This window comes from Bartonella sp. M0192 (assembly GCF_016102305.1).
Classification (GTDB): domain Bacteria; phylum Pseudomonadota; class Alphaproteobacteria; order Rhizobiales; family Rhizobiaceae; genus Bartonella; species Bartonella apihabitans.
Genome location: NZ_JACFOU010000001.1, coordinates 1,243,725 through 1,265,764 on the forward strand (window position 1 = coordinate 1,243,725; position 22,040 = coordinate 1,265,764).

Consider the following 22,040-nt stretch of genomic DNA (forward strand, 5'->3'; position numbering starts at 1 on the left):
TTTGTTTGTAGAAGATTGGGAATTGGAAGTATGAGACGTGTCGTCATTACCGGTATGGGATTGGTTTCTCCACTGGCCGGCGACGTCGAGCATAGCTGGAAGCGGCTTCTCGAAGGTAAGAGCGGCGTTCGCCGTGTTACCGAATTTGATGTCGATGATCTTCCGTGTCAAATTGCCGGGCGTATCCCGTTGGGTGACGGCTCGGATGGCACGTTCAATGCCGATCTTCACATGGAACCCAAGGAACAACGTAAAGTTGATCCGTTTATCCTCTATGCAATGGGCGCAGCCGACGAGGCACTTGATGATGCAGGTTGGCATCCAACAAGTGACGAAGACCAGATTCGTACCGGCGTTATGATCGGTTCCGGTATTGGTGGTGTCGAAGGCATTGTCGAGGCCGGATATACGCTGCGTGATAAAGGGCCAAGGCGCATCTCGCCATTTTTTATTCCAGGCCGTCTTATCAATCTGGCATCCGGTTATGTTTCGATAAAGCATCAGTTGCGTGGTCCGAACCACGCTGTGGTAACGGCCTGTTCTACCGGTTCTCATGCCATTGGTGATGCCTCACGGCTGATTGCTCTTGATGATGCCGATGTTATGCTCGCCGGCGGAACAGAATCGCCCGTCAATCGTATTTCGCTCGCGGGTTTTGCAGCGTGTAAGGCGCTTTCGACAGGCCGCAATAACGATCCCGAACATGCATCACGCCCTTACGATATTGATCGTGACGGATTTGTAATGGGAGAAGGTTCTGCCATCGTCGTTCTGGAAGAACTCGAACACGCGAAAAAACGTGGGGCAAAAATCTACGCGGAAGTAATCGGCTATGGTTTGTCTGGCGATGCCCATCATATTACTGCGCCATCCGAAAGCGGTGAAGGGGCTGAACGTTGTATGCGGGCAGCTATAAAACGTGCCGGCATTGACCCTTCCGAAATTGACTATATCAATGCGCATGGTACGTCTACAATGGCCGACACAATCGAACTCGCTGCTGTTGAACGTGTCATGGGAGCACATGCATCCGAAGTTTCGATGTCCTCGACCAAGTCGTCAATAGGCCATCTTTTGGGTGCAGCTGGTGCTGCGGAAGCTATTTTCAGTGTTTTAGCTATTCGCGATAACATAGCACCTGCTACGATCAATCTCGATCATCCATCTGTCGAGACCAAAATCGATCTCGTGCCGCACAAACCGCGGGAACGCAAGATAGATACTATTCTATCGAATTCGTTCGGTTTCGGGGGAACCAATGCGTCATTGATCATGCGCCGGTTTTCAAAATAATAAATGTTGATGTAAATCTACACGATTTGGCACGCCTTGAAATTTCGCCGCAATCTTGAGATAAGTGGAAATGACAAGCCTTTTATAGTAAACAGGATGTGCGTTTATGTCTGACGAAGAAAAGAAGATGACATCCGATTCTAGTAAAATTTCGTCATCCGGGTCAGAACAACAACCATCGCAATCTGAAGAGGCAAAAACACCTTCGGCGAAAGATCATTCCTTGATCGTTGAGGATTCGCCACAAGACGAGACCAATTCGGGCCAATCTCCGCTGGATCAATCGAAACCCGAAAACTCGCCCGCGCAATCAAAAACAGAAGCGACAGGAAGCCCACAATCATCCGAGCAAATATCGGGGAGCCAATCACCTCTTCCTGAAAAAGATCAATCTTCCCCGCTTGACGCTGTCCACGAAAAAAATAACGGGGCAGCTTTATCTACGCCAAGTGGCAACAATGGAGAGGGAATAAGTAGCGGTGACAATGATTCTCGGCAAAATGACGAAAAAAAAGTAAAGGCCAAACCAAGCCGTTCCAAAGTTGCGCGTAATCCGCTCATTATCCTTGGTAATTTCTTTCTGATGCTGGTTATTGTCATTATTCTGGCGGTCACGATACCGGTTTATGTCGGGAAAAATATGTTTATCTCGGCTGGTCCGCTAGCCGAAGACCATGTTGTTCTTATTAATCAAGGTGCGGGAATCAGAGAAATTGCTTCGATACTTGAAAAACAGGGTCTGATAAGGTCAGCCGACATTTTTGTTTACGGAGTAAATTATCAAGGTAAAGCGCGGCTCCTGAAAGCGGGTGAATATGCTATTCCTGCCCATGCTTCTATGAAGACGATCATGGATATATTGGTCAACGGAAAATCAATCGAGCATTCATTCACCGTTCCTGAAGGGTTGACTGTTGCGCAGGTTTTTGACCGCCTCGCAGCCAATGATATTCTGGTAGGCGAGTTGCCAAAAAATTTCCCTCCCGAGGGTAGTCTAATGGCCGATACCGTCAATTTTACGCGTGGTACGACTCGTGAACAGATAATAAAGCGGCTACAGGACGGCCAACAAAAGCTTATAGCCGATATATGGGCGAAACGTGCACCCGATTTACCGCTCAAGAACATCAATGAATTTGTGACACTTGCCTCGATTGTCGAGAAAGAAACCGGCATTGCATCTGAACGACCGCAAGTCGCTGCGGTGTTTTTTAACAGACTTGCAAAAAATATGCGATTGCAATCCGATCCGACGGTTATTTATGGGCTGTTTGGCGGAAAAGGAAAACCATCCGATCGACCGATTTACCAGTCCGATCTCGATAAAGAAACGCCATATAACACGTACAAGATTAACGGTCTTCCCCCCACACCGATTGCCAATCCCGGGCGTGATGCTCTGGAAGCAGTCGCGAATCCACCAAAAACGGACGCGCTTTATTTTGTCGCAGACGGTACGGGCGGGCATGTGTTTTCGAAGACGCTGGATGAACACAATGCAAATGTACGCAAATGGCGTGCATTGCAAAATAATAATTAAGTTTTGCGGTGAAAATCGGTCATAACCTTTTGGCAAGCTGACGTCCGATATGCTTTTGGATTTAATCCGAATTTTTAAAAGCAAAACTTTTCATTTTGTTTGAACTTCTCCTCCCTTTTTCTTTGCATTGTCATCTTTTAGAGGAAAAACGGCATTGAACGCTGATTGGGCAGTAGAAAATTATTATTGTCATCAATAAAAAAACGCGAAAGTGAAACACGGGTCATAGAGGCCGTTCTGCGGATTGCCTGTTTTTCAGGAAAAGTAAATTTATGCCGGATTTTGCCAAAAAAGTTGGAGAGTAGCATGTTTGAAAGCCGGTTTTCGAACTTGGCACTTTGACGATACGACCTGTTGGTCTATAGACAAAAGCTTGAAAATAGGCATTTTTCTTTCTATCAGGCAGTTCCGGACATAAATCGTTTTTGACGAGAACGATTTCAAACCGATGTTGACGATTTTGAATATTTGAGGAGTTTTTTTACATTGCAGAGTATGACGGGATTTGCCAGAACAACTAAATCGGCCGGAAATGCCAACATTGTTTGGGAAACGCGCTCGGTTAATGGAAGGAATCTCGACTTGAGATTCCGCTCGACCATTGCGATTGACACAGTGGAATACGAGTTGAGGAAAAAAGCTGGCGAAGTCTTTTCGCGTGGAAATATAAGCTGTTCTTTGAATGTGACATTTGAAACGGGTGATAATCATCCGGTTATCAATCAGGATTATCTTGATTGGGTACTTAAATTATCTGCCGAGCTTGAAAAAACTCATGGAATCCAGAAGCCGACGATAGATGGTCTATTGGGGTTAAAGGGTGTGCTGGAATATGGAACGCCGACGGATGAAACGTTGGAAAACGACGTTTTAAAGACAGCGATCATCGAAACTTACGAAAATGCCCTTCAAGAGCTCCGGTCTGCCCGTGAACACGAAGGAAATAGCCTCCAAAATATATTATCGGGTCAAGTAGATAAAATTGAAAATCTCGTTAGCAAGGCAAGGAATGACCCTTGTCGCTCGCAAGAAGCTATCAAAGAGCGGTTGAAGACACTTGTTGAATCGCTCATTGTTACAAGTGACAAACTCGATCCACAAAGATTGGAGACGGAAGCTGTTCTTATTGCCACCAAAGTCGACGTTCAGGAAGAGCTTGATCGACTCGACGAACATGTAAAGGCAGCGCGATATCTATTGGCTCTGGATGAACCTGTGGGCCGACGACTGGATTTTTTGGCGCAAGAATTCAATCGGGAAGCCAACACTCTGTGTTCGAAAGCCCATACAGCTTCCCTTTCTGCCGCAGGATTGTCCTTGAAAACCGTTATTGACCAGTTTCGTGAACAACTGCAAAATGTTGAATAGGGCGGACAGAAGAGGGATATGCGACTGTTTCGAGATAATTGATGAGGACATTATAGAATGGAAAATACAACTGAACGCGCGCTCAACCTGAAAAATACCGGCAAACGGCGCGGTGTATTATTGGTTTTGTCTTCGCCTTCGGGAGCCGGAAAGTCCACTTTATCTCGTTTATTGCTGGAAGACGGGCATCTTGGATTGTCTGTCAGCGTTACCACGCGCGAACGTCGACCGAGCGAAGTCAATGGCGTTCATTATCACTTCATAACCCGAAAAGAGTTTGAACAAAAACGCGATAATAACGAGCTTATAGAGTGGGCGGAAGTTCACGGACATTATTATGGCACATTGCGGGAAACCGTTGAAACGGCTCTCGCAAGCGGGCGGGATATGCTCTTTGATATCGACTATCAAGGGGCGAGACAATTACAGGAAAAAATGCCGGATGATGTTGTTTCGGTTTTTATTCTGCCCCCTTCAATGAAGGAGTTGAAATCACGATTAAATCGTCGAGCCGAAGACTCACAAGATGTAATTAATTTACGGCTCCATAATGCGCGCGGTGAAATCGAGCACTTCAGATCTTATGATTATGTCATTATCAATCAGGATTTGGAACAATCATTTGCATTGATAAAAGCAATTCATCTTGCCGAGGCTATAAAACGCCGACGCTGTCTCTATATCGATTCGTTCGTAAAGAGCTTGCTGGAAGAAAAGATCGAATGAATTCTTGAAGAGATAATCTTTACTTAGAAATCTTAACCCCGAAGACGGAATTTCGGTGAGGCGCTTATAACTTTCTTTGTCCCGAGTTTTCGCGATGGCATCAAGATATTTCATTCGCACGCGATGATGTAAAAACGCGATTTTCCTCTTCAAAAGGGGAAGAAAAAAATCAAAGATTTCTAGCTTTTTTGTCTGTCCATTTGAAAATTTTCCGGCTTAATCTTCTGCTATGACGGTACTCTGATTGTGAGAATATGAGTGTGATGTCTTGGGCTTTGTCAAATGATGACAACCGTGTGTTCGAACAAAAGTCCGGTTCTGTGTCGTCTGTTCCCTCGAACAATTAAGATTTTCGCTGCCGTTCATATCCTTGATAATTCTATCCGGAACAGTAACGCGTTTTTCAGCGGACAAACTGCGAAACGATGATTGGCTCATAGCAGTGTTTCGAGGAATGAACATTCCTTTCCGGAAATGACGTTGGAGGAAGGCACCTCGTGTATTCCTGCATTGTGTGGAATAGCAATAAAAAATACTGTCGATCAGAAGGACTATATGGCGTTTGCGACATTCGCATGAGCGGCGCAAGCTTTACCTCTATTTTTCGAGCGTCCTTTAAAAAGGCAGGATAGCGATAAAGCGAACGGTTGACGGATGGTTGAACCAACAATGGAAATGGCTGCCCGTTTAAAACCTCGTTGGTCAGAAAGAGAAGAGAACTGATGAACGATGAGATGAGACAACTTAGTTTCACAAAGCGTCAACACGCATGTTTAGCAAGGACTATCTTTCGGTTCATCTAATCAATCTCCTGCCGCTGATAGGCCGGATATTCTATGGCAGCAAAGATATAGGCGATAACCATCCAGATTGCGCAACGAAAATATTTTTCGCCTTGAAATTCAATAAAGCTTTGTGTTGCTGTTATTATAATTTGGTTTCAAAATTGTTCCGGTTACGCTTATTCACCTTGTTCACGTTTTCCTACTTGTCTTGGCAGGCAAAAATAGAAATAAATGAAAACTTTCAACGTCATTTTCTGTCGAGTTCTGATTTATCAGCTCTAAACGATGATACATAAGAGGGTGATTTTTGCTCGCGGTCTTGAAAATTGATTTATTTTCAAGTCTCTAGCGCTTTGGCAAGGGCGACGAATTCTTTTATTTCAAGTGTTTCAGCACGCCTTGTTCCGTCAATTCCGGTTTTTTCCAATAACAACTCTCCGCCAAGAGATTTCAGACTTTGGCGAAGCATTTTGCGCCTTTGTCCGAATGCCGCTCTGGTGACTTTTTCCAGATTGCGTGATGAACAGGAGAGCGGATTTTGATAAGGAACGATGTGAACAACAGAAGATGTAACTTTGGGCGGTGGTGTGAATGCCTGTCTTGGAACGTCGAATGCTATTCGTGCAAGAGACCGCCATCCGGTAAGAACGCTGAGCCGCCCATAATGAGGTGTGTCAGGAAGAGCGACAATACGTTCAGCCACTTCTTTTTGAAACATCAATGTCATGGATTTATAAAACGGTGGCCACGGCTCGGTCAAAAGCCAGCGGGTTAAAAGTTCTGTTCCGATATTATAAGGAAGATTGGCAACGATAGCAGGTTTTTCGTTTGTGTTGAAAAGGGCATTAAAATCCTGTTTTAAAGCATCTCCCTCTATGATGCGAAGTTTATCCGGATAAATCTCGGAGATTTCTTTGAGAGCACCAACACATCGTGTATCGCGCTCTATAACAGTAACAATCGCCCCTTGAGCCAATAAAGCGCGTGTTAAACCACCTGGGCCCGGACCGATTTCCAGAACCGGTTTGCCAGAAAGATCACCGGCTTGCCGGGCAATTTTGGATGTCAAATTAAGATCGAAAAGGAAATTTTGGCCAAGCGATTTTTTAGCCTGTAAACCGAATTTCGTGATAATTTCCCGCAGCGGTGGAAGTGAGTCAATTGTCATGATGGCGGGCATTTGTTGCAAGCGTTTGAGCAAGTTTTAATGCAGCAATAAAACTGTCCGGTGAAGCTATTCCTTTACCAGCTATGTCAAAGGCTGTTCCATGATCCGGTGAAGTACGAATAAAGGGTAATCCTAAAGTAACATTCACCGTATCATCAAAGCCGATTGTCTTAACCGGTATGAGTGCCTGATCATGATACATACATAGTGCAACATCATAATTTTTTCTTGCTCTGACGTTGAACATCGTATCCGAGGGGAAAGGGCCGGTAACATCAATGCCATGGGAACGCAATATTTCTATTGCCGGTTCAATTATAGTACTTTCTTCTTTTCCCATTGCCCCCCGTTCACCTGCATGAGGGTTAAGACCGGCTATAGCAAGTCTCGGCTTATTGATCCCAAATCGTTCACGCAGATCATGGGCGACGATGAGACCGGTATTAACCAGAAGGTCTTCCGACAGAGAACCGGAAACTTTTTCAAGTGCAATATGGACTGTTACAGGTATTGTTTTTAACTCTGGCCCCCAAAGCATCATGACCGGTTGATATGTCTTCCCATTCATCTGTTTTGCTAGATGAGCCAAATATTCTGTATGACCAGGGAAATGAAAACCGGCATCATAAAGCACATTTTTCGCTATCGGGCACGTAACAAGTGCTGAGGCTTTATGGGCATTAACAAGGTGGGCACCCCGTTCGATTGCCTCGACAATTCCGGCGGCGTTTTTTGAAGACGGATGACCGGGTTTACCGGATTGGCGGTTATCGAGCTTGAGGACCGGAAAATTATCATGAAACAGCGACACGACACCTGTCAGGGCGTCGGGTTCAACGATTTTCAAAGGAACATTAAACTTTAACGCAGATATGGTCTCATTTGTCATATCCGGATCAGCAAGGACGAAAAATGGCGGTATATCGCGAGATTGGCGCAATAACCATGCCTTCAGAGCGATTTCCAATCCAATGCCGGTGGGATCACCACCACTAACCGCAAGTGGTGGCATCATCAGGGGTTCTCGATGCGGGCTTTTTCCCGCAGTTCCTTGAGGTATTTTGCACTGAGATCTTCAGCTTTTTTGTCTCCGGATTTTTCATTGTCCTGAACAGTGAAGACCAGTTGGGCCACCTTATCATCGGAAACTTTTTTAATATTGCAGACAGCAAGAGCTTCAACACCTCTTGGTGTTTCTTGCGGTGGTGTCATACGACCGGCAGGTGTTGCTTTGACCGCCTTTTCCCACTCTTCAGGTAATTGTGGTTCAAGGACACGACCGAGATTGCGGATTGTGACATCAATCATACCGGTCGCTTGCTGCTTGAGATTTGAGCATCCGGAAAATTTCGAACGGAACATTTCGGCATCTTGTTTGCGTTTTCCCAATATAGCACTACGCCGGTTGTTGGGAACAACAAAGATCACTTGCTGCAACTCATATTCATTGGCGGTGGGTTTTACTCCGCCATTTTTCAGCATACGCTGGACTGCTTCCTGCTCGCTAACCATACCGCCTTCTGCACGAAAGCGGGCACTGACAAGGCGCCCCCATCCCATTTGGACACGAATATAATTTTTGAAATGTTCCGCAGTGACACCGGCTTTGCCTAACATGTCTGTCAACTGAGCCACAGTCATATGGTTTCGTTCGGCAAAACCGGCAAATGCTTTGTCGACTTCATCATCGCTGACGTCCATATTGCGCTTTTTCATCTCGACGCGTTTGAGCATGTCTTCAATGAGCTCGTCTTTAGCCTGAGCTGCAAGATTGCCGGTTTTTCTCTGCAGTCTAAGAAATGCCGCTCGTCTTTGTATGTCGTAATTGGTTATGGCATTACCGTTGACGATAACAGCAACTGCAGTTAATCCGGAACTTTCTGTTTGGGAGGCTTTTGGAGCGCAAAAAGCGTCAGCCGACAAGAAAGTTGCGCCAAGCATCGACGCAATGATTAATGCCAAGGAGCGTGTTTTCATCTTTTTCATTGTTTCCAGCTTCCACTTTTTGCCGATTATTTTCCAAACAGTTTACAAATTTGAATATCACAAAAACAGTATTTTACCAAAAAAACTGCCTGTAACTTGCAATATTGTTACATGGCTTTGCCAATATCTGCCACAGTGCGGAAGGACAATAGAAAGCCGAATGTGTGCTTAGGCTCGTTTTCCCAAGGGTTACGTGTCTGGGAATAGCCGAGATTGAAGCCAAAACATTCATCAAGATAATTCAAACCTGTGCCCAATCTCACAAATGTATCGGAAACGAGGTCGTAACTTGAATTGGCATGAACCGACCAATGGTCAGTAAATTTATAATTGCCGTAAAGACTAACTTCTTGACGATCCTGTGCATAACCATAATCCGGCTGGCTTTGGATATACGCATATTGCGATGAAAGCGATACCCGCTTCCAGTTTTGTGAAGCTTCGACCTCACCACGACGGATTGAACCGGTCTCATCATCAAAACGGCCGCGCGAAGCAATGGCAAAACCATTTTCATTGCTTGCACCGATCATCGCAACATAGTCGGAACGGGCAGTTTCAAGTCCTGAATCGGCACCGACGCTGACAAAGTCTTTTGCATTGAAAGAATTTTTGCCAAAAAGCTGGAAGGATTGGCCGGCCAAACCATAAAGTGACCAACCATTATTGAAGTTACCCGAATATCTCAGACCGACATTGGAACGTGTTCCGCCTTCTGCACGGTCATAACCGGAAAACTTGTCACGTTCAAACAATGTCGTGGCATCAAAAACAAAGCTTTGAGCATCTTCATTGGGAAGGCGACCGGTATATTGTTCATTATTTCTAATGAAAATTTGCGCGATAGGCTCGATGACATGGGTGGAATTACCTGCTGTAAAGAGCAGGGGATAACGCAAGTCCAAGCCGGCCGTTGCAATGCCGCGGAACGCGCCTGATTCTATATCCATTTTGCTATAGCTACCGTCCGGCATGTAACCACCATAGTTACCATAGGCATCGGTACCTATACCATCGCCGCGCAATGCCAGAATTGGCGTGAAGACCAGACCACCTTGACTGATCAGACTTCTTTTCCATTCAACATCTGTTGTCAATCGGAAGTCTGTGCCGGACATGCCAGCCAGTCGTGCGGTGTTAAGAGGACGACCTTGCCAATCGGCAAAGGCAAAATCTGCCTTATCACGATAGATGGATTGTAAATTTGTATGGAAAGTAAATTCACCGCCATAGACCGATTCGTCCGGAGTGAAAGAATAATCTATACGCGGAAGAACCCATGGCTGGCGGGTGTAACGTTCGCTCGGATTATCTTTGAGCATCGAATCTTGCACTTCAAAATGATAAAAGCGCATATCGAAATAGTTTCGGCCGGCAAGTCCATTCAAATAGATTTGCGAACGGAACACATCGTTCCTGTAACCTTCAAGATCATAGGTGCGACTAAAATTCCTGTCAGACTGTGCAAGAATATCCCATCCATATGTCCAGCTTGAATTGATCCGGAAATCACCCTTTGTCGCCACCATATAACGATTATCGTTATTGCTATCGATCGTATCATGGTCGAAATCATCCGGATTAACCTGATAGATATGGGCAAAACGAATATTATATGTACCTGTCTCCAGACGGTGGCGCCATTCGCCTTCGGTTAATAGACCCTGATTTGTATATCCGGTTGCCGACAGCGTGAAATCATAATTCGGAGCCAAATTCCAGAAATAAGAATTGCGAACTCCGAAACCGAGATCATTCGTAAAAACGAAATTAGGTGTCAAAAGACCGGTTTTACGCTTCACCGTCGGATCCGGCATCTCGAAAACCGGGAACCAGGCAACAGGCATGCCGAAAAACTCGAAATGGCTGTTTTCAAAACGCATGGTTTTTGTGGCACCATTCCATATGATCTTTTTCGCTTTAATCTGCCAGAGCACATCCTTATCCGGCTTATAATAACAGGGCTCGCAGGCCGTATAGGCACCGCGGTTGAATACCGTCATTTGGCCGCCACTACGTTCTGCGCTCACTGCTGCAAATCGGGTATTGTCAGGCGTTTCAGCTCGCAGCGAATTGACAAAACCTTCCCCCAGATCTTCGGTCATATCAATTTGTTGCGAATAATATTTGCTGCCATCCGGTTGGACAATTTCCACATCGCCTTCGGCTAGGACACGATTTGTCTTCTGGTTGTAAACGACCTTGCGTGCAACGATTCGGTTTCCGTCATATTCAATCTGCACATTTCCCTGGGCAGTGACTGTATTGGCGTCACGATCGTAAACGAGCTCGTCCGCCGAAAGTAACATGCGTGCATCCGGATCAGTTTTATGAGTGGCTGTCATGGCACTAAAATCTTGTGCAGAGGCAACATAAATTGCGCCCACTCCCAGAGAACACCCTAACGCGGTGCCGAGTGCCAGAGCCCTTAGGCTGTTCGAAATTTTCATTCCACTTGTCAATTGTCTCACCTAGCCATCCTCTTTATGCAACAAAAAGGATATACCAAAAAATAACGCAATAACAACCGGCACCCAAGCAGCAATTACCGGAGGCACATAAGCCGCCTTACCGAATGCCTGCACAAGAACCGTAACCACATAAAGCACGAACCCGGCAATGATTCCACCCAAAATCATTGTGCGAGATTGTCCGAATCTTACAAATTTCAATGTAACAGTTGCCGCGATCAATGTCATCGCTATAAGAAGCGCAGGAAGTGCAACCAATGATTGTAGTTGCATATCGAAGGAATTGGCCGAATATCCGAATGAACGGGCGACCTCTATTTTGCGGGGCAAATCATAATACGGAATCGTTGCCGGATCCGCCAATTTTTCTTCGACAAATTCCGGCCGCAAATTGCTCGGAATCTTTAATTCTGTAAACAATTCAGGCTCATGACCAGCTCTATAACGGCCGCCATTTTCAAGCACCCAATACCCCTGAACAAGGTGGGCACGTGATGTATTCAACCAATCTTTGATCGTTTGATCATCGTTATATTCGACGAAAGTCGCATCAATCAGTGTCAGCCCGCCATCCGCAACAGATTTTGTACCTATGGTTGTAAGCCCGAAGTCGGTACGTTGCGTTAACCATGGCACACGTTCTTTATCCACAGGTGTTTCTACATTCTTGCCTTTCCACTGGGAAAGAATTTTTTCCGATTGTGCTGTTCCCCATGCTGCAACAGGGTTGACCACTACAACGCCGAAAAGACCGAATAAAAAAGCACCAAAACATAAAGGCGTAAGAAATTGCCATGCCGATACGCCTATAGAACGGGTTACAACGAGTTCCATTTTTCTATTGAGAGAGATCAGCGTTGCCATTGCGGAAAACAACGCTACAAACGGAAATAATTGTTGCATGTTGAACGGAATGCGCAATGCCGATATTGCGAGCGCTCCGAAAGGCGAATAACCGGGTAAACCTGCAAGTCTTCCGGCATTGATCGTAAAATCGATCAAAAGAGAAAGAACAAAAATTCCCAGCAAAAAATAGACAGTTGTCTTTACATATCGCGAGAAGAAATACCGTCCTAATGTCCATCCAATCATGATGCGCCCCCATTTACATCAGATTGTTTATGGCGAAAAATTCTATCTTTCAAATGTTTTAGGCCATTCCATATTTTGTAACCGAATTGATCGGGCAATGTCATTTTACGATTTGTCAGGAACAAAAATAGAATAAAGCAGCAAACGCCGATCGGCAAAATGTAGAGAAGCGGTATGTAAGCGAGATCATTATCGGAACGGTCGCCAAAAAAATAACCGATAGCATAGACAATAAGTGAAAGGGAAATCGCCGAAAATGATGCAGAGATGCGCGCCTGACGTTGTGAGCGTGCGTCACCGGCAACTGCCAAGGCAATCAAAGCAAAAACAATAGGGTAAAGCCAGTCGGTAAAGCGGCGATGCAATTCGGCAGTGTATTGCAAAGGCCGTCTCTGATAATAGGAATCATTGGCATCGGGGTGAAAAAGATAAACCAGCGGACGATCTTTCGGAAATATCGTTGGGGTTCCGTCACTTGCTGTGAAATCGCTCAGGTTGAATGTATAGGAGCCGAATTTGATAATCGACATGGTTCCGGCTTTATTGTCACGCCTTTGCACTTCGCCATTATTGAGAACAAGAAAATCTCCAGTATTATTGCTGATAACCGAACCATTGACGGCGTAATAATAGAGGTCGGTCGTCGGATCACGTTGGTCGGCTATAAAAAGCCTCCCGATGGTACCATCGTCATGGCGTTCCCCGATTTCCATATAGAGATTGTCTGTCAGCTCACGAAAATTTCCTTCTTGTATGAACACATTGATCAGGTCCGAATGTGTTGTTGCCATCATTTCCCGCATTGTGATACGTGCTTGCGGGCTTATGAAGTTTGTGATGACAAAGGAAAATATTGCAGCAAGAACAGCGAGGAGCAAAATCGGTTTCCAGACGGTGCTGCGAGGTGCTCCCGACGCATTTATCACCACGAGCTCTGAATCCTGATTCATTGTCGATAATGTCTGGGCAATGGCGATAACGAGAGCGAACGGAATAACGAGCGGAATGACCGAGGGGATAAATAGGGACGAGAATTGCAGAATAGTAAAAAGAGTCTGACCACTGGTGGTTAAAAAATTGATTCTGGACAGAACCTGAACAGTCCAGCTGATTCCTACAGCAGCAAGGAGAACTGCCATAAACAGAACGAAAACACGTCGTAGGATGTATAATTCAATAATGCGCATTGATGGATAATACATCCTCATCACTGATGTTCATAATAACCACGAGTCTATGGAACCGAGTTCCATGTTTGAACCGCTCTATTTCTTTTTTCCCTTGATAGCATGACGAGTCTAACAAGAGGCAAAAAAAAATAGTTAACCGTTTCTTAATGATTTCTTTTGCCACAAGTGACGGATAAGTTGCAAGATAGCAAGGGCTATCTTGCGGTAAACGGGATAAAAAAATACATTCAGTGCCAACTAGTCACACTTTGCCGTTAAAAGGTATAAAAGAAAACTTGATCATTATGGATTTTTTCAAATCCATATTTTGCAGTAAACAGATGGCAGGAGTTATGAATGCAAAAAAATATCGTCATTGAAAGCAGTACAATTTCTGCACCGAAAAAAAACGTTGTTGTCGTTCTTGTTAACGAAGACGGTAAAAGTGCTTTTGAAGTAGAAAAAATGGTTGGAAAAGCACTTGTCGACAGAATTATGAAAGTGCGTCATTTCAAGGGCGACAAGTTGGAGCTCGTCGACGAAGTATGCGATGGGAAAAAGGGTTTTGATCGGTTGGTGCTGCTCGGGGTAGGAAACGTAGCTCGGCTTCAGGGAGATGACTGGGTAAAGCTCGGGGGCGCCACATTTGCCGCTCTGAAAGATAGCGAAGAAGCAGATATCTATCTGACTGTAACGGGAGAAAAATTGAAAGAACAAAGCATTCTCGATTTTATTCTCGGAATTCGGCTGCGTGGCTATGCGTTCGACGACTATAAAACTGTTTTGAAAAATAAAGAAAAGAAGGCGAAATCCTGCAAGATAACTCTTCAACTGGAAGATGAAAAAGCGGGAAAAATACTTCTGGAACGGGCAAATTCACTTGCAGACGCGGTACTTTTTGCGCGTGATCTGATCAACCAGCCGGCCAATATTCTCGGAACCAAAGAATTTGTAAAAGAAGTTGAAAAACTTGAAAAACTTGGCGTCAATGTCGAAATTCTCGACGAAAAAGATATGAAAAAACTGGGCATGGGCGCTCTTCTTGGCGTCTCTCGTGGTTCGAAACGTCCACCTTATCTGGCGGTTATGCAGTGGCAGGGCGGAAAAACAAAAGATCGTCCATTGGCTTTCGTCGGCAAAGGGGTAGTTTTCGATTCAGGCGGAATTTCTTTGAAATCCAGTGGCGGAATGGAAGGAATGAAAGGCGATATGGGGGGAGCCGCCGCCGTTACCGGTCTCCTAAAGGCTGCAGCTTCCCGAAAAGCCAAAGCCAATATTGTCGGTGTTATCGGACTTGTAGAAAATATGCCTGATGCCAATGCCCAACGTCCGGGCGATATTGTTACGTCGATGTCAGGCCAGACAATCGAGGTTATTAATACCGATGCAGAGGGTCGCTTGGTTCTGTCGGATGCGTTGTGGTACACCAAAGAACGTTTCAATCCGAAGATTATGGTCGACCTTGCAACGCTAACCGGTGCAATTATGGTTGCACTTGGTAGTGATCATGCCGGACTATTCAGCAATCAGGACGATTTGGCTCATAATCTCATCAAGGCAGGGCTTGAAACCGGCGAAAAACTCTGGCGGATGCCATTGAATGAAACTTATGACAAATTGGTCGATTCGAAAGTGGCGGATATGAGAAATAGCTGTGGGCGTCACGCCGGTTCCATTACTGCCGCCCAATTTTTAAAGCGTTTTGTCGGAGATACAGCCTGGGCACATCTTGATATCGCCGGTACAGCAATTGAATCCCCCTTGAACGAATATAATCAGTCCTGGGCCTCGGGTTTTGGTGTTCGTTTACTTGATCGTCTTATTCAGGATAGCTACGAGGGTTGAAAGTGGCAGAAATACTGTTCTACCACCTGACACAGTCTACGCTCGAAGACGCCTTACCTGGACTTCTTGAGCGATCACTGGCTCGCGACTGGAAAGTGACTATCCAGTTTATGACTGACGAACGGCGCGATGCAATGGATTCCTACCTTTGGGTCTATTCGGATGATTCCTTTATCGGTCACGGCACTGAAAGGGATAAATACCCGAATCTCCAACCGATTTATTTGACCGTAGGGGAAGAAAATCCGAATGGTTCACAAGTTCGTTTCATGCTTGAAGGATCAAATTGTTCTGAACCCGACAATTACGAGAGACTTGTTGTCATGTTTGACGGTCATGACGAGGATCTGTTGGCTCAAACGCGCCAACAATGGAAAACTTATAAGGCTAAAAATCATAAATTGACTTACTGGCAGCAAACCGAAGACCGCCGATGGGAGAAAAAAGCCTGATGCGTATAACTCCCGTTATTCTAATTTTTATCGGCCTTGCCGGCCTTATCTATCCGGAAAAATTTTTAGAGGATGGTTCGGGCGGAGGACGTTGGGTTTTTGTCATTATTATCGCATTGGGCGTTTGGACGATTTTGCGATCTGCCAGACGAAACAGCAGCCGATGAATTTTACGCGCTTGGCACTTCTCGTTTGGGCTGTTTTTTTCGGCTTTGTCATAACGTCATGGATTGGCTCGACACATCTTCTGTCCAGCACTTTTCATATTGAACGTATCGATATTGCGGCAAATGTCATATTCATTACGGCAACGATTTTATCAGCCTTGATACTCAATTTAATCATACCGAAATCTATGTCGAAAAAAATAGCAGTGGTAACATTTCTTCTGCCGCTGCTATTTTTGTTCTTTTTAATAGTTTGATATTTTCAATTTATCAGTGTGAAATTTCTTTGTCTGTAAAGCCGACAAAGCATGTCAGAGAGATGAAGGAACACAATAACAGATAATAACCGATATAAGCGGTGCCGAAATTCTGGACGAGTGTCTCGGCAATATAAGGCGCGAATGATGCACCAAAAATTCCCGCAAGGTTGAATGTCATTGATGCACCGGTATATCTGATTGATGTCGGAAAAGGTGATGCAAGGGCTGCGCCGATCGGACCATAGGTAAGCCCCATCAGGCCGAGGCCAACGGCTGAAAGTATGAAGCTGCCGAACACACCTCCATCCAAAAGATAGGGCATGGAAAAAGAAAAAAGTCCGATAAAAATTGTAACCCAGATCATCAGAGTACGGCGTCCAATACGGTCGGATATCTTTCCTGAAAAAGGAATGAGTAGACCGAAGAATACGGCACCAACCATCTGTATTTCAAGCGCTTGGCCGAAAGTGAGGTTAAGGTGGTGGGTTGAATAGGATAACAAATATGCGCTGCACAGGTAGAACAAGACAAAGGTGGTCATACCGGCGAAACTACCGAGGAAAAGCGCTCGCGGATATTTAACAAAGACGTCGATCAATGGCACTTTGACGCGTTCGGCACGCTCTATTGCTTTTTTGAATTCGGGCGTTTCACTGATGGAAAGCCGTACCCAAAGGCCGATTATAATCAGAATAATTGAAGCGATAAAGGGTATCCGCCATCCCCATTCAAAACGTTGGCCTTCGCTTAAAAAATTCCACATGAACCAGAATGTACCAGCAGAAAGGATAAGTCCGATTGGCGCACCGAGTTGCGGGAACATCGCATACCAGCCGCGTTTTTCCTTCGGTGCATTTTCTGTTGCCAGCAAGACAGCGCCGCCCCATTCACCTCCCAGACCAAGTCCCTGACCGAAACGGCAGAGCGTCAGCAATAACGGGGCATACCAGCCGATGGATGCATATGTCGGTAGAAAACCGATAAGAACAGTCGAGATACCCATTGTGAGCAATGCAGCCACGAGTGTCACTTTGCGACCTAATTTGTCACCATAATGACCGAAGATGATTGATCCTAAAGGACGGGCAAAGAACGCCGCCGAAAAAATGGCGAAAGAACTTAGAAGTGCAACAGTCGGATCACCTTTCGGAAAAAATAACACGGGAAATAGAAGCGCTGCTGCCGTTGCAAAGACATAAAAATCGAAAAACTCGATCGTCGTACCGATCATACTGGCAAGCAAAATCTGCGCAACCGAATTATGAGGTTGTGCATTTTCTTCGATGATAGCTGTTGACATGATTAGAAAGTCTCCACCCAAATAAACGTAATGAAATTATAAAAACAGTCTGCAATAGTTATAAAAATTTCGTTGAACTGTCGAGTCCGGTTCGGATAAAAATTGTTGTGAGCAACCGAACTTTTCCGCTCCTCATATGGAAATAATTAAAAAGCCGAATGGCTGTTTTTTTGATTGACTGGCTTTCATGCAGGCAGCGCGGTTCTCCTGCCAGGTGAAAAATAGCCGAATCTTCCGGTTCACATTTCGGGAGGAAAAAACAAATTGATTTATTGAGCCTGAAAATCACAACGACGAGATTTTAATGGCATTGTAGAAGCAGCACGGGGGCACTGCCTCAATTTCTATTAGAAAAATGTAATTGTGACGGACTTTGATCAAGTCGGTTTTGGCGTCAGAAAGATGGATTAGTCGTTGCATGACCGACAAGCTGATGAATATGAACGATTATCTTCGGTTTCTTGTCTCTGACATTTGATAACTATAAATCTATTATGTCCAATTAGCACAACATAAACGGTCAAAATTGAGAGCAGCACTAAGCGAGAAAAGAAAGGAGCCGCCGTTCAACAATTAATTTTGTAAGACCGGTCACAAAATTTTATGCGACTTTAATTCCATTTAATGGATATTAGATCTTGGTTATTGAATGGCGGTTTCGTAATCGGCACTCATTTTAAGCCAGCGATTTTCCGCATCTTCAAGCCTGCTTACCGCATCGGCACGTTCTTTGGCGAGTTCCGCAGCTTTTGCGGGCGATTTTGCATAAAGATCCGGTGCTGCAAGTTCTGCGTCCAGACGTGCAATCAGTTTTTGCAGCCGCTCCATCAGCGCTTCTGTATCGGTTATCTGTTTCTTGAGTGGCGCTAATCCGGCACGCTTTTCAGCATTTGCTTTACGCTGTTCATTCTTCGATTTAGGAGCCAAAGCCGCTTTCTCTTGTTTTTCAACGTGTCTGGATTTTGGCAGACCCAATATTTCATTGCGATAATCGTCCATATCACCTTCATAGGGATGGACTTTGCCATTACGTACCAGCCAAAGCCGGTCGGCTGTCGCCTCAATCAGATGGCGATCATGTGCAATGAGAATAACGGCACCTTCGAAATCGTTGAGAGCCATGACAAGAGCTTCGCGACTATCAATATCAAGGTGGTTGGTCGGTTCATCAAGAATAAGAAGATTCGGCCCTTCAAAAGTAGCAAGCCCCATAAGCAAGCGGGCTTTTTCTCCACCCGAAAGCTCCTTGGCTTTGGTCATCATCTTTTCAGTCGCAAGCCCCATACGCGCAACCGCAGCGCGGATTTTTGCCTCCGGTTGATTTGGCATGAGACGGCGCACATGTTCGATAGGATTTTCTTCCGGCCTCAAATCATCCATTTGATGCTGTGCAAAAAACGCCACTTTCAGATTGGGCGACACTGTCATTGTGCCAGCCTCGGCTTTAAGGCGACCTGCGAGCAATTTAGCCAGAGTGGATTTTCCGTTACCGTTCGAACCTAGCAGGGCTATTCTGTCATCATTGTCGATTCTGAGGTCAAGACCTTTCAATACCGGTTTTCCCGGTTCATATCCGACATCGACTTTTGACAGTGCGATAATTGGCGAGGCAGCTGTCTTTTCCGCCGAGGGAAATGAAAAAGGTTGCACATGTTCATCCTGCCAAATGCTGATAGGTTTCAGTTTCTCCAATGCTTTCAACCGAGATTGCGCTTGTCTTGCCTTGGTTGCTTTGGCACGGAAACGCCGTACAAAATCCTCCATATGTTTGCGATGGGCTTCCTGTTTGGCTGCCTGCTTCAATTGTAGTTCTTTTGTTTGCGCATGTTGGCGTTCGAATTGATCATAATTTCCGCGCCAGAGTGTCAGTTTCTTGTTTTCAAGATGGAGAATCGAGGTCGTTGCGCTGTTAAGAAGTTCCCTGTCATGACTGATGATAATGACCGAGTAAGGGTAACGACGCACATATTCAATAAGCCATAATGTACCCTCGAGATCGAGATAGTTTGTCGGCTCGTCAAGCAAGAGAAGATCGGGTTCGGAAAACAGAACGGCTGCAAGTGCAACGCGCATGCGCCATCCGCCGGAAAAGGATGAAGCAGGGCGTTTCTGTGCTTCTGCGTCAAATCCCAATCCTGACAGAATGCTTCCAGCACGCGCTTCGGCAGAATGGGCACCGATATCGCTAAGACGGGTGTGAATTGCAGCAATTCTCATGGGGTCGGTTGCTGTTTCCGCTTCCCGCAATAACTGGCTGCGTTCTTTATCTGCTGAAAGAACGATAGAAATAAGAGAGTCTTCGGTGCCGGGAGCTTCCTGTGCAACTTGTCCGATGCGGGTATCTTTAGGGATGGTCACATCGCCGGTTTCAGGGGCGAGTTCGCCCATTATGACGCGAAAAAGCGTTGACTTGCCAGCCCCGTTATGGCCGACAAATCCGGTTTTCGACCCCGTAGGAAGTGTTGCACTGGAGTGATCAATCAGAAGACGTCCAGCGACACGGACCGTAATATCGTTCAAAATCAACATAATCACAGGCTTTTGCATGGGTTTTGTTATGAACGCAAGAAAAATCGTTTGGATCCCGAGTTAATAATTGCGTCAACTGAAAGCCGGATTATTTATGCATAAAAAATGGAAGCTCTATGTCAAAATGTTCCTTTAATGGAAAAGGGTTTGACAAGAGAGAAGTGTTTGACTTGGCAAAAACCGCTTATACGTCTATAGAGACGCAACTGGAATTTATTTTTAAAGGTGGCGAAATGGCTATAGAACGTACTTTTTCTATGATTAAACCGGATGCAACACGTCGTAATCTGACGGGTGCCATTACAAAAATGCTTGAGGAAGCGGGTCTACGCGTCGTCGCATCCAAGCGTGTCTGGATGAGTTTGCGTGAAGCAGAAGGCTTTTACGCTGTTCATAAAGACCGCCCGTTCTTTGGCGAATTGACTGAATTCATGTCATCAGGTCCGACTGTTGTTCAGGTACTTGAAGGTGAAAATGCCATTGCCAAAAACCGTGAGATCATGGGAGCCACAAATCCGAAAGATGCTGCTGAGGGGACAATTCGCAAGACATTTGCTTTGTCGATCGGCGAAAATTCTGTTCACGGCTCGGATTCACCAACAACAGCCAAGGAAGAAATTGCATACTGGTTCTCCGGCACTGAAATTGTCGGCTAATTGTTAGAACAACAACAATTATAAAAACAGATTAAGCCCGGCATGAGTGCCGGGCTTTCTTAATTCTGTTTACAAGTCTTCGGATTATGTCAGAAGAGGCGATAGGTAAGCAGGGCCAACTGGTTGGTTAGAGCAGAAGTTTTAGAGTTCCGGCACGAGGCGGGCTACATAATTTCCGTTCTCGTCTTTCAAAATAAGACGACCGAGATCGTCGAACATAAATGTTTTTGCTTTGGCAAGCATTTCAATGAAACGGTTTTCCTGCTGCGAAATTGCCTCTGCACAGGCCATAAAAGTCATGGCAGGCGGGTCAAAAGCGATGATGCCACGATCATTATCGATTGAAACCGAGCTGGTATAACGGTTACAACCACCGCTACCGCTGACACGATATTTTGGTAAACTGTCAGTTGTTTTATCTTCCGCTTTGTTGTTCACAGAAACGGTCAGATTCGAGTTGTCGATGATACCCGCACTGAACATATCCTCCACTTTCCACTCTCTGCCGGAGATTGTTGTTGAAACCGGTTTTGGAGTGGTTGTGGACTGGTTGACCATGCCAAGTACCAGTTCATAACGGGCATCTTTATCTTCCGGATTGATCGGTTTTCTTTCGTCGCTCACAAACCATAAAATATCCCCGACCGCAATGCGGGCTTGAAGTGCATATTTATGCTGTGGAACGATATTGGCCTCGTTCAATGGCAAATCGAATTCAATAGGAACAGAACCATCGGGTTGTTGGGAAATTTCTGCCACAACAGGGAAAGGTCCGCCCTCATTGGTCACATCGACAAGCTGAACAACAAGATAAGCATGCCGGGGCAGGGTAATGCGCTGCAGATAAGTAACATCGCCATGAATAGAAGGGGACAGAGAAGAGCTATAGGCTGGAACAATTGTATTCATAATGAAAGAGGGGATTGTAAGGAGTGAAACTCCGGCCAATGCAGTTGCACCAAATGTAAGAGCCGCAAAGATATTCCGTTTCATAAAGTGATATAACCTTTGTTGATGAACGATCCATTGACTGCCAACGATGCTTTTTATGGAGAGCTATTGATGAGCTTCGTTCAGTGACCGATAGAATTTAACCCTTTTTTTCGGGAAAAAATAAGGCACAACGGTGATTCTTCCACCACAATTATATTTAACAGGCGATAGTTTCCAAAATTCCGTATAACGTGACGAACAAGAGTTTGCATCCAATATTATTTGGATCGATTTTTATCT

General features: G+C 45.2%; 18 protein-coding genes. 9 read left to right on the forward strand and 9 right to left on the reverse strand.

From position 1 onward, the window contains the following. Nucleotides 1-30: 30 nt before the first annotated feature. From fabF to gmk, 4 genes are all read left to right on the forward strand, one after another. Nucleotides 31-1,293 (forward strand): beta-ketoacyl-ACP synthase II, encoded by a 1,263-nt coding sequence (gene fabF, locus H3S82_RS05460; protein ID WP_078039331.1) that lies wholly within the window; start codon nt 31-33, stop codon nt 1,291-1,293. Nucleotides 1,294-1,852: 559 nt separating this feature from the next. Next, complete coding sequence (gene mltG, locus H3S82_RS05465; RefSeq protein ID WP_369459127.1) at nt 1,853-2,833, forward strand: endolytic transglycosylase MltG; 981 nt, start codon at nt 1,853-1,855, stop codon at nt 2,831-2,833. 495 nt (nt 2,834-3,328) lie between these two features. Continuing rightward, on the forward strand, nt 3,329-4,201 hold the full coding sequence (locus H3S82_RS05470) for a YicC/YloC family endoribonuclease (RefSeq protein WP_198232335.1): 873 nt from the start codon (nt 3,329-3,331) through the stop codon (nt 4,199-4,201). A gap of 57 nt (nt 4,202-4,258) precedes the next feature. Then, complete coding sequence (gene gmk / locus H3S82_RS05475; protein WP_198232299.1) at nt 4,259-4,927, forward strand: guanylate kinase; 669 nt, start codon at nt 4,259-4,261, stop codon at nt 4,925-4,927. A 1,122-nt stretch (nt 4,928-6,049) separates the two neighbouring features. Here the strand turns inward: gmk and rsmA are convergent. The 6 genes from rsmA to lptF form a co-directional block, all read right to left on the reverse strand. Then, nucleotides 6,050-6,880, reverse strand: coding sequence for a 16S rRNA (adenine(1518)-N(6)/adenine(1519)-N(6))-dimethyltransferase RsmA (gene rsmA, locus H3S82_RS05480; RefSeq protein WP_198232300.1), 831 nt, complete (start codon nt 6,878-6,880; stop codon nt 6,050-6,052). Further along, on the reverse strand, nt 6,870-7,892 hold the full coding sequence (pdxA, locus tag H3S82_RS05485; protein WP_198232336.1) for a 4-hydroxythreonine-4-phosphate dehydrogenase PdxA: 1,023 nt from the start codon (nt 7,890-7,892) through the stop codon (nt 6,870-6,872). Before pdxA ends, rsmA begins: the two co-directional genes overlap by 11 nt. A gap of 2 nt (nt 7,893-7,894) precedes the next feature. Then, nucleotides 7,895-8,866: a peptidylprolyl isomerase gene (locus H3S82_RS05490; protein WP_077971023.1), complete on the reverse strand. Its 972-nt coding sequence runs from the start codon at nt 8,864-8,866 to the stop codon at nt 7,895-7,897. Nucleotides 8,867-8,973: 107 nt separating this feature from the next. Further along, complete coding sequence (locus tag H3S82_RS05495; RefSeq protein WP_370541230.1) at nt 8,974-11,337, reverse strand: LPS-assembly protein LptD; 2,364 nt, start codon at nt 11,335-11,337, stop codon at nt 8,974-8,976. After that, nucleotides 11,338-12,429 (reverse strand): LPS export ABC transporter permease LptG, encoded by a 1,092-nt coding sequence (gene lptG, locus H3S82_RS05500; RefSeq protein ID WP_077971026.1) that lies wholly within the window; start codon nt 12,427-12,429, stop codon nt 11,338-11,340. Beyond that, nucleotides 12,426-13,616: an LPS export ABC transporter permease LptF gene (gene lptF, locus H3S82_RS05505; RefSeq protein WP_077971028.1), complete on the reverse strand. Its 1,191-nt coding sequence runs from the start codon at nt 13,614-13,616 to the stop codon at nt 12,426-12,428. Before lptF ends, lptG begins: the two co-directional genes overlap by 4 nt. A gap of 339 nt (nt 13,617-13,955) precedes the next feature. On the opposite strand from lptF, the gene H3S82_RS05510 reads away from it, so the two are divergent. From H3S82_RS05510 to H3S82_RS05525, 4 genes are read left to right on the forward strand one after another with little or no spacing between them, the layout of a single operon-like run. Beyond that, nucleotides 13,956-15,443, forward strand: a complete 1,488-nt coding sequence (locus H3S82_RS05510) for a leucyl aminopeptidase (protein WP_198232301.1) — start codon at nt 13,956-13,958, stop codon at nt 15,441-15,443. Between the two features lie 2 nt (nt 15,444-15,445). Further along, nucleotides 15,446-15,895 carry a DNA polymerase III subunit chi gene (locus tag H3S82_RS05515; protein ID WP_198232302.1) on the forward strand — a complete coding sequence of 150 codons (450 nt, stop codon included), beginning with the start codon at nt 15,446-15,448 and terminating at the stop codon, nt 15,893-15,895. After that, the gene (locus H3S82_RS05520; protein WP_188317772.1) at nt 15,895-16,062 is read left to right on the forward strand and encodes a hypothetical protein; all 168 of its coding nucleotides are present in this window, start codon (nt 15,895-15,897) and stop codon (nt 16,060-16,062) included. The genes H3S82_RS05515 and H3S82_RS05520 overlap by 1 nt, the downstream gene beginning before the upstream one ends. Further along, complete coding sequence (locus H3S82_RS05525) at nt 16,059-16,319, forward strand: hypothetical protein (protein ID WP_198232303.1); 261 nt, start codon at nt 16,059-16,061, stop codon at nt 16,317-16,319. Before H3S82_RS05520 ends, H3S82_RS05525 begins: the two co-directional genes overlap by 4 nt. 13 nt (nt 16,320-16,332) lie before the next feature. Here the strand turns inward: H3S82_RS05525 and H3S82_RS05530 are convergent, their stop codons facing one another. After that, nucleotides 16,333-17,622, reverse strand: coding sequence for an MFS transporter (locus tag H3S82_RS05530; RefSeq protein ID WP_198232304.1), 1,290 nt, complete (start codon nt 17,620-17,622; stop codon nt 16,333-16,335). A gap of 642 nt (nt 17,623-18,264) precedes the next feature. Next, a complete protein-coding gene (locus tag H3S82_RS05535; protein WP_198232305.1) occupies nt 18,265-20,151 on the reverse strand; it encodes an ABC-F family ATP-binding cassette domain-containing protein in 1,887 nt (628 codons plus the stop codon). A gap of 233 nt (nt 20,152-20,384) precedes the next feature. Here H3S82_RS05535 and ndk point away from each other — a divergent pair, with 233 nt between their 5' ends. Continuing rightward, nucleotides 20,385-20,807, forward strand: coding sequence for a nucleoside-diphosphate kinase (ndk, locus tag H3S82_RS05540; protein WP_078039347.1), 423 nt, complete (start codon nt 20,385-20,387; stop codon nt 20,805-20,807). A gap of 141 nt (nt 20,808-20,948) precedes the next feature. Here ndk and H3S82_RS05545 read toward each other — a convergent pair whose 3' ends face one another. Beyond that, on the reverse strand, nt 20,949-21,800 hold the full coding sequence (locus tag H3S82_RS05545; protein ID WP_198232306.1) for a YbaY family lipoprotein: 852 nt from the start codon (nt 21,798-21,800) through the stop codon (nt 20,949-20,951). Nucleotides 21,801-22,040 lie beyond the last annotated feature (240 nt).

What these genes read in the sequence shown, in the direction of transcription:
- fabF (WP_078039331.1), top strand. Translation starts at nt 31, where the DNA reads ATGAGACGTGTCGTCATTACCGGTATGGGATTGGTTTCTCCACTGGCC.
- H3S82_RS05470 (WP_198232335.1), top strand. Translation starts at nt 3,329, where the DNA reads ATGACGGGATTTGCCAGAACAACTAAATCGGCCGGAAATGCCAACATT.
- gmk (WP_198232299.1), top strand. Translation starts at nt 4,259, where the DNA reads ATGGAAAATACAACTGAACGCGCGCTCAACCTGAAAAATACCGGCAAA.
- rsmA (WP_198232300.1), bottom strand. Translation starts at nt 6,880, where the DNA reads ATGACAATTGACTCACTTCCACCGCTGCGGGAAATTATCACGAAATTC.
- pdxA (WP_198232336.1), bottom strand. Translation starts at nt 7,892, where the DNA reads ATGCCACCACTTGCGGTTAGTGGTGGTGATCCCACCGGCATTGGATTG.
- H3S82_RS05490 (WP_077971023.1), bottom strand. Translation starts at nt 8,866, where the DNA reads ATGAAAAAGATGAAAACACGCTCCTTGGCATTAATCATTGCGTCGATG.
- lptG (WP_077971026.1), bottom strand. Translation starts at nt 12,429, where the DNA reads ATGATTGGATGGACATTAGGACGGTATTTCTTCTCGCGATATGTAAAG.
- lptF (WP_077971028.1), bottom strand. Translation starts at nt 13,616, where the DNA reads ATGCGCATTATTGAATTATACATCCTACGACGTGTTTTCGTTCTGTTT.
- H3S82_RS05510 (WP_198232301.1), top strand. Translation starts at nt 13,956, where the DNA reads ATGCAAAAAAATATCGTCATTGAAAGCAGTACAATTTCTGCACCGAAA.
- H3S82_RS05520 (WP_188317772.1), top strand. Translation starts at nt 15,895, where the DNA reads ATGCGTATAACTCCCGTTATTCTAATTTTTATCGGCCTTGCCGGCCTT.
- H3S82_RS05525 (WP_198232303.1), top strand. Translation starts at nt 16,059, where the DNA reads ATGAATTTTACGCGCTTGGCACTTCTCGTTTGGGCTGTTTTTTTCGGC.
- H3S82_RS05530 (WP_198232304.1), bottom strand. Translation starts at nt 17,622, where the DNA reads ATGTCAACAGCTATCATCGAAGAAAATGCACAACCTCATAATTCGGTT.
- H3S82_RS05535 (WP_198232305.1), bottom strand. Translation starts at nt 20,151, where the DNA reads ATGTTGATTTTGAACGATATTACGGTCCGTGTCGCTGGACGTCTTCTG.
- ndk (WP_078039347.1), top strand. Translation starts at nt 20,385, where the DNA reads ATGGCTATAGAACGTACTTTTTCTATGATTAAACCGGATGCAACACGT.
- H3S82_RS05545 (WP_198232306.1), bottom strand. Translation starts at nt 21,800, where the DNA reads ATGAAACGGAATATCTTTGCGGCTCTTACATTTGGTGCAACTGCATTG.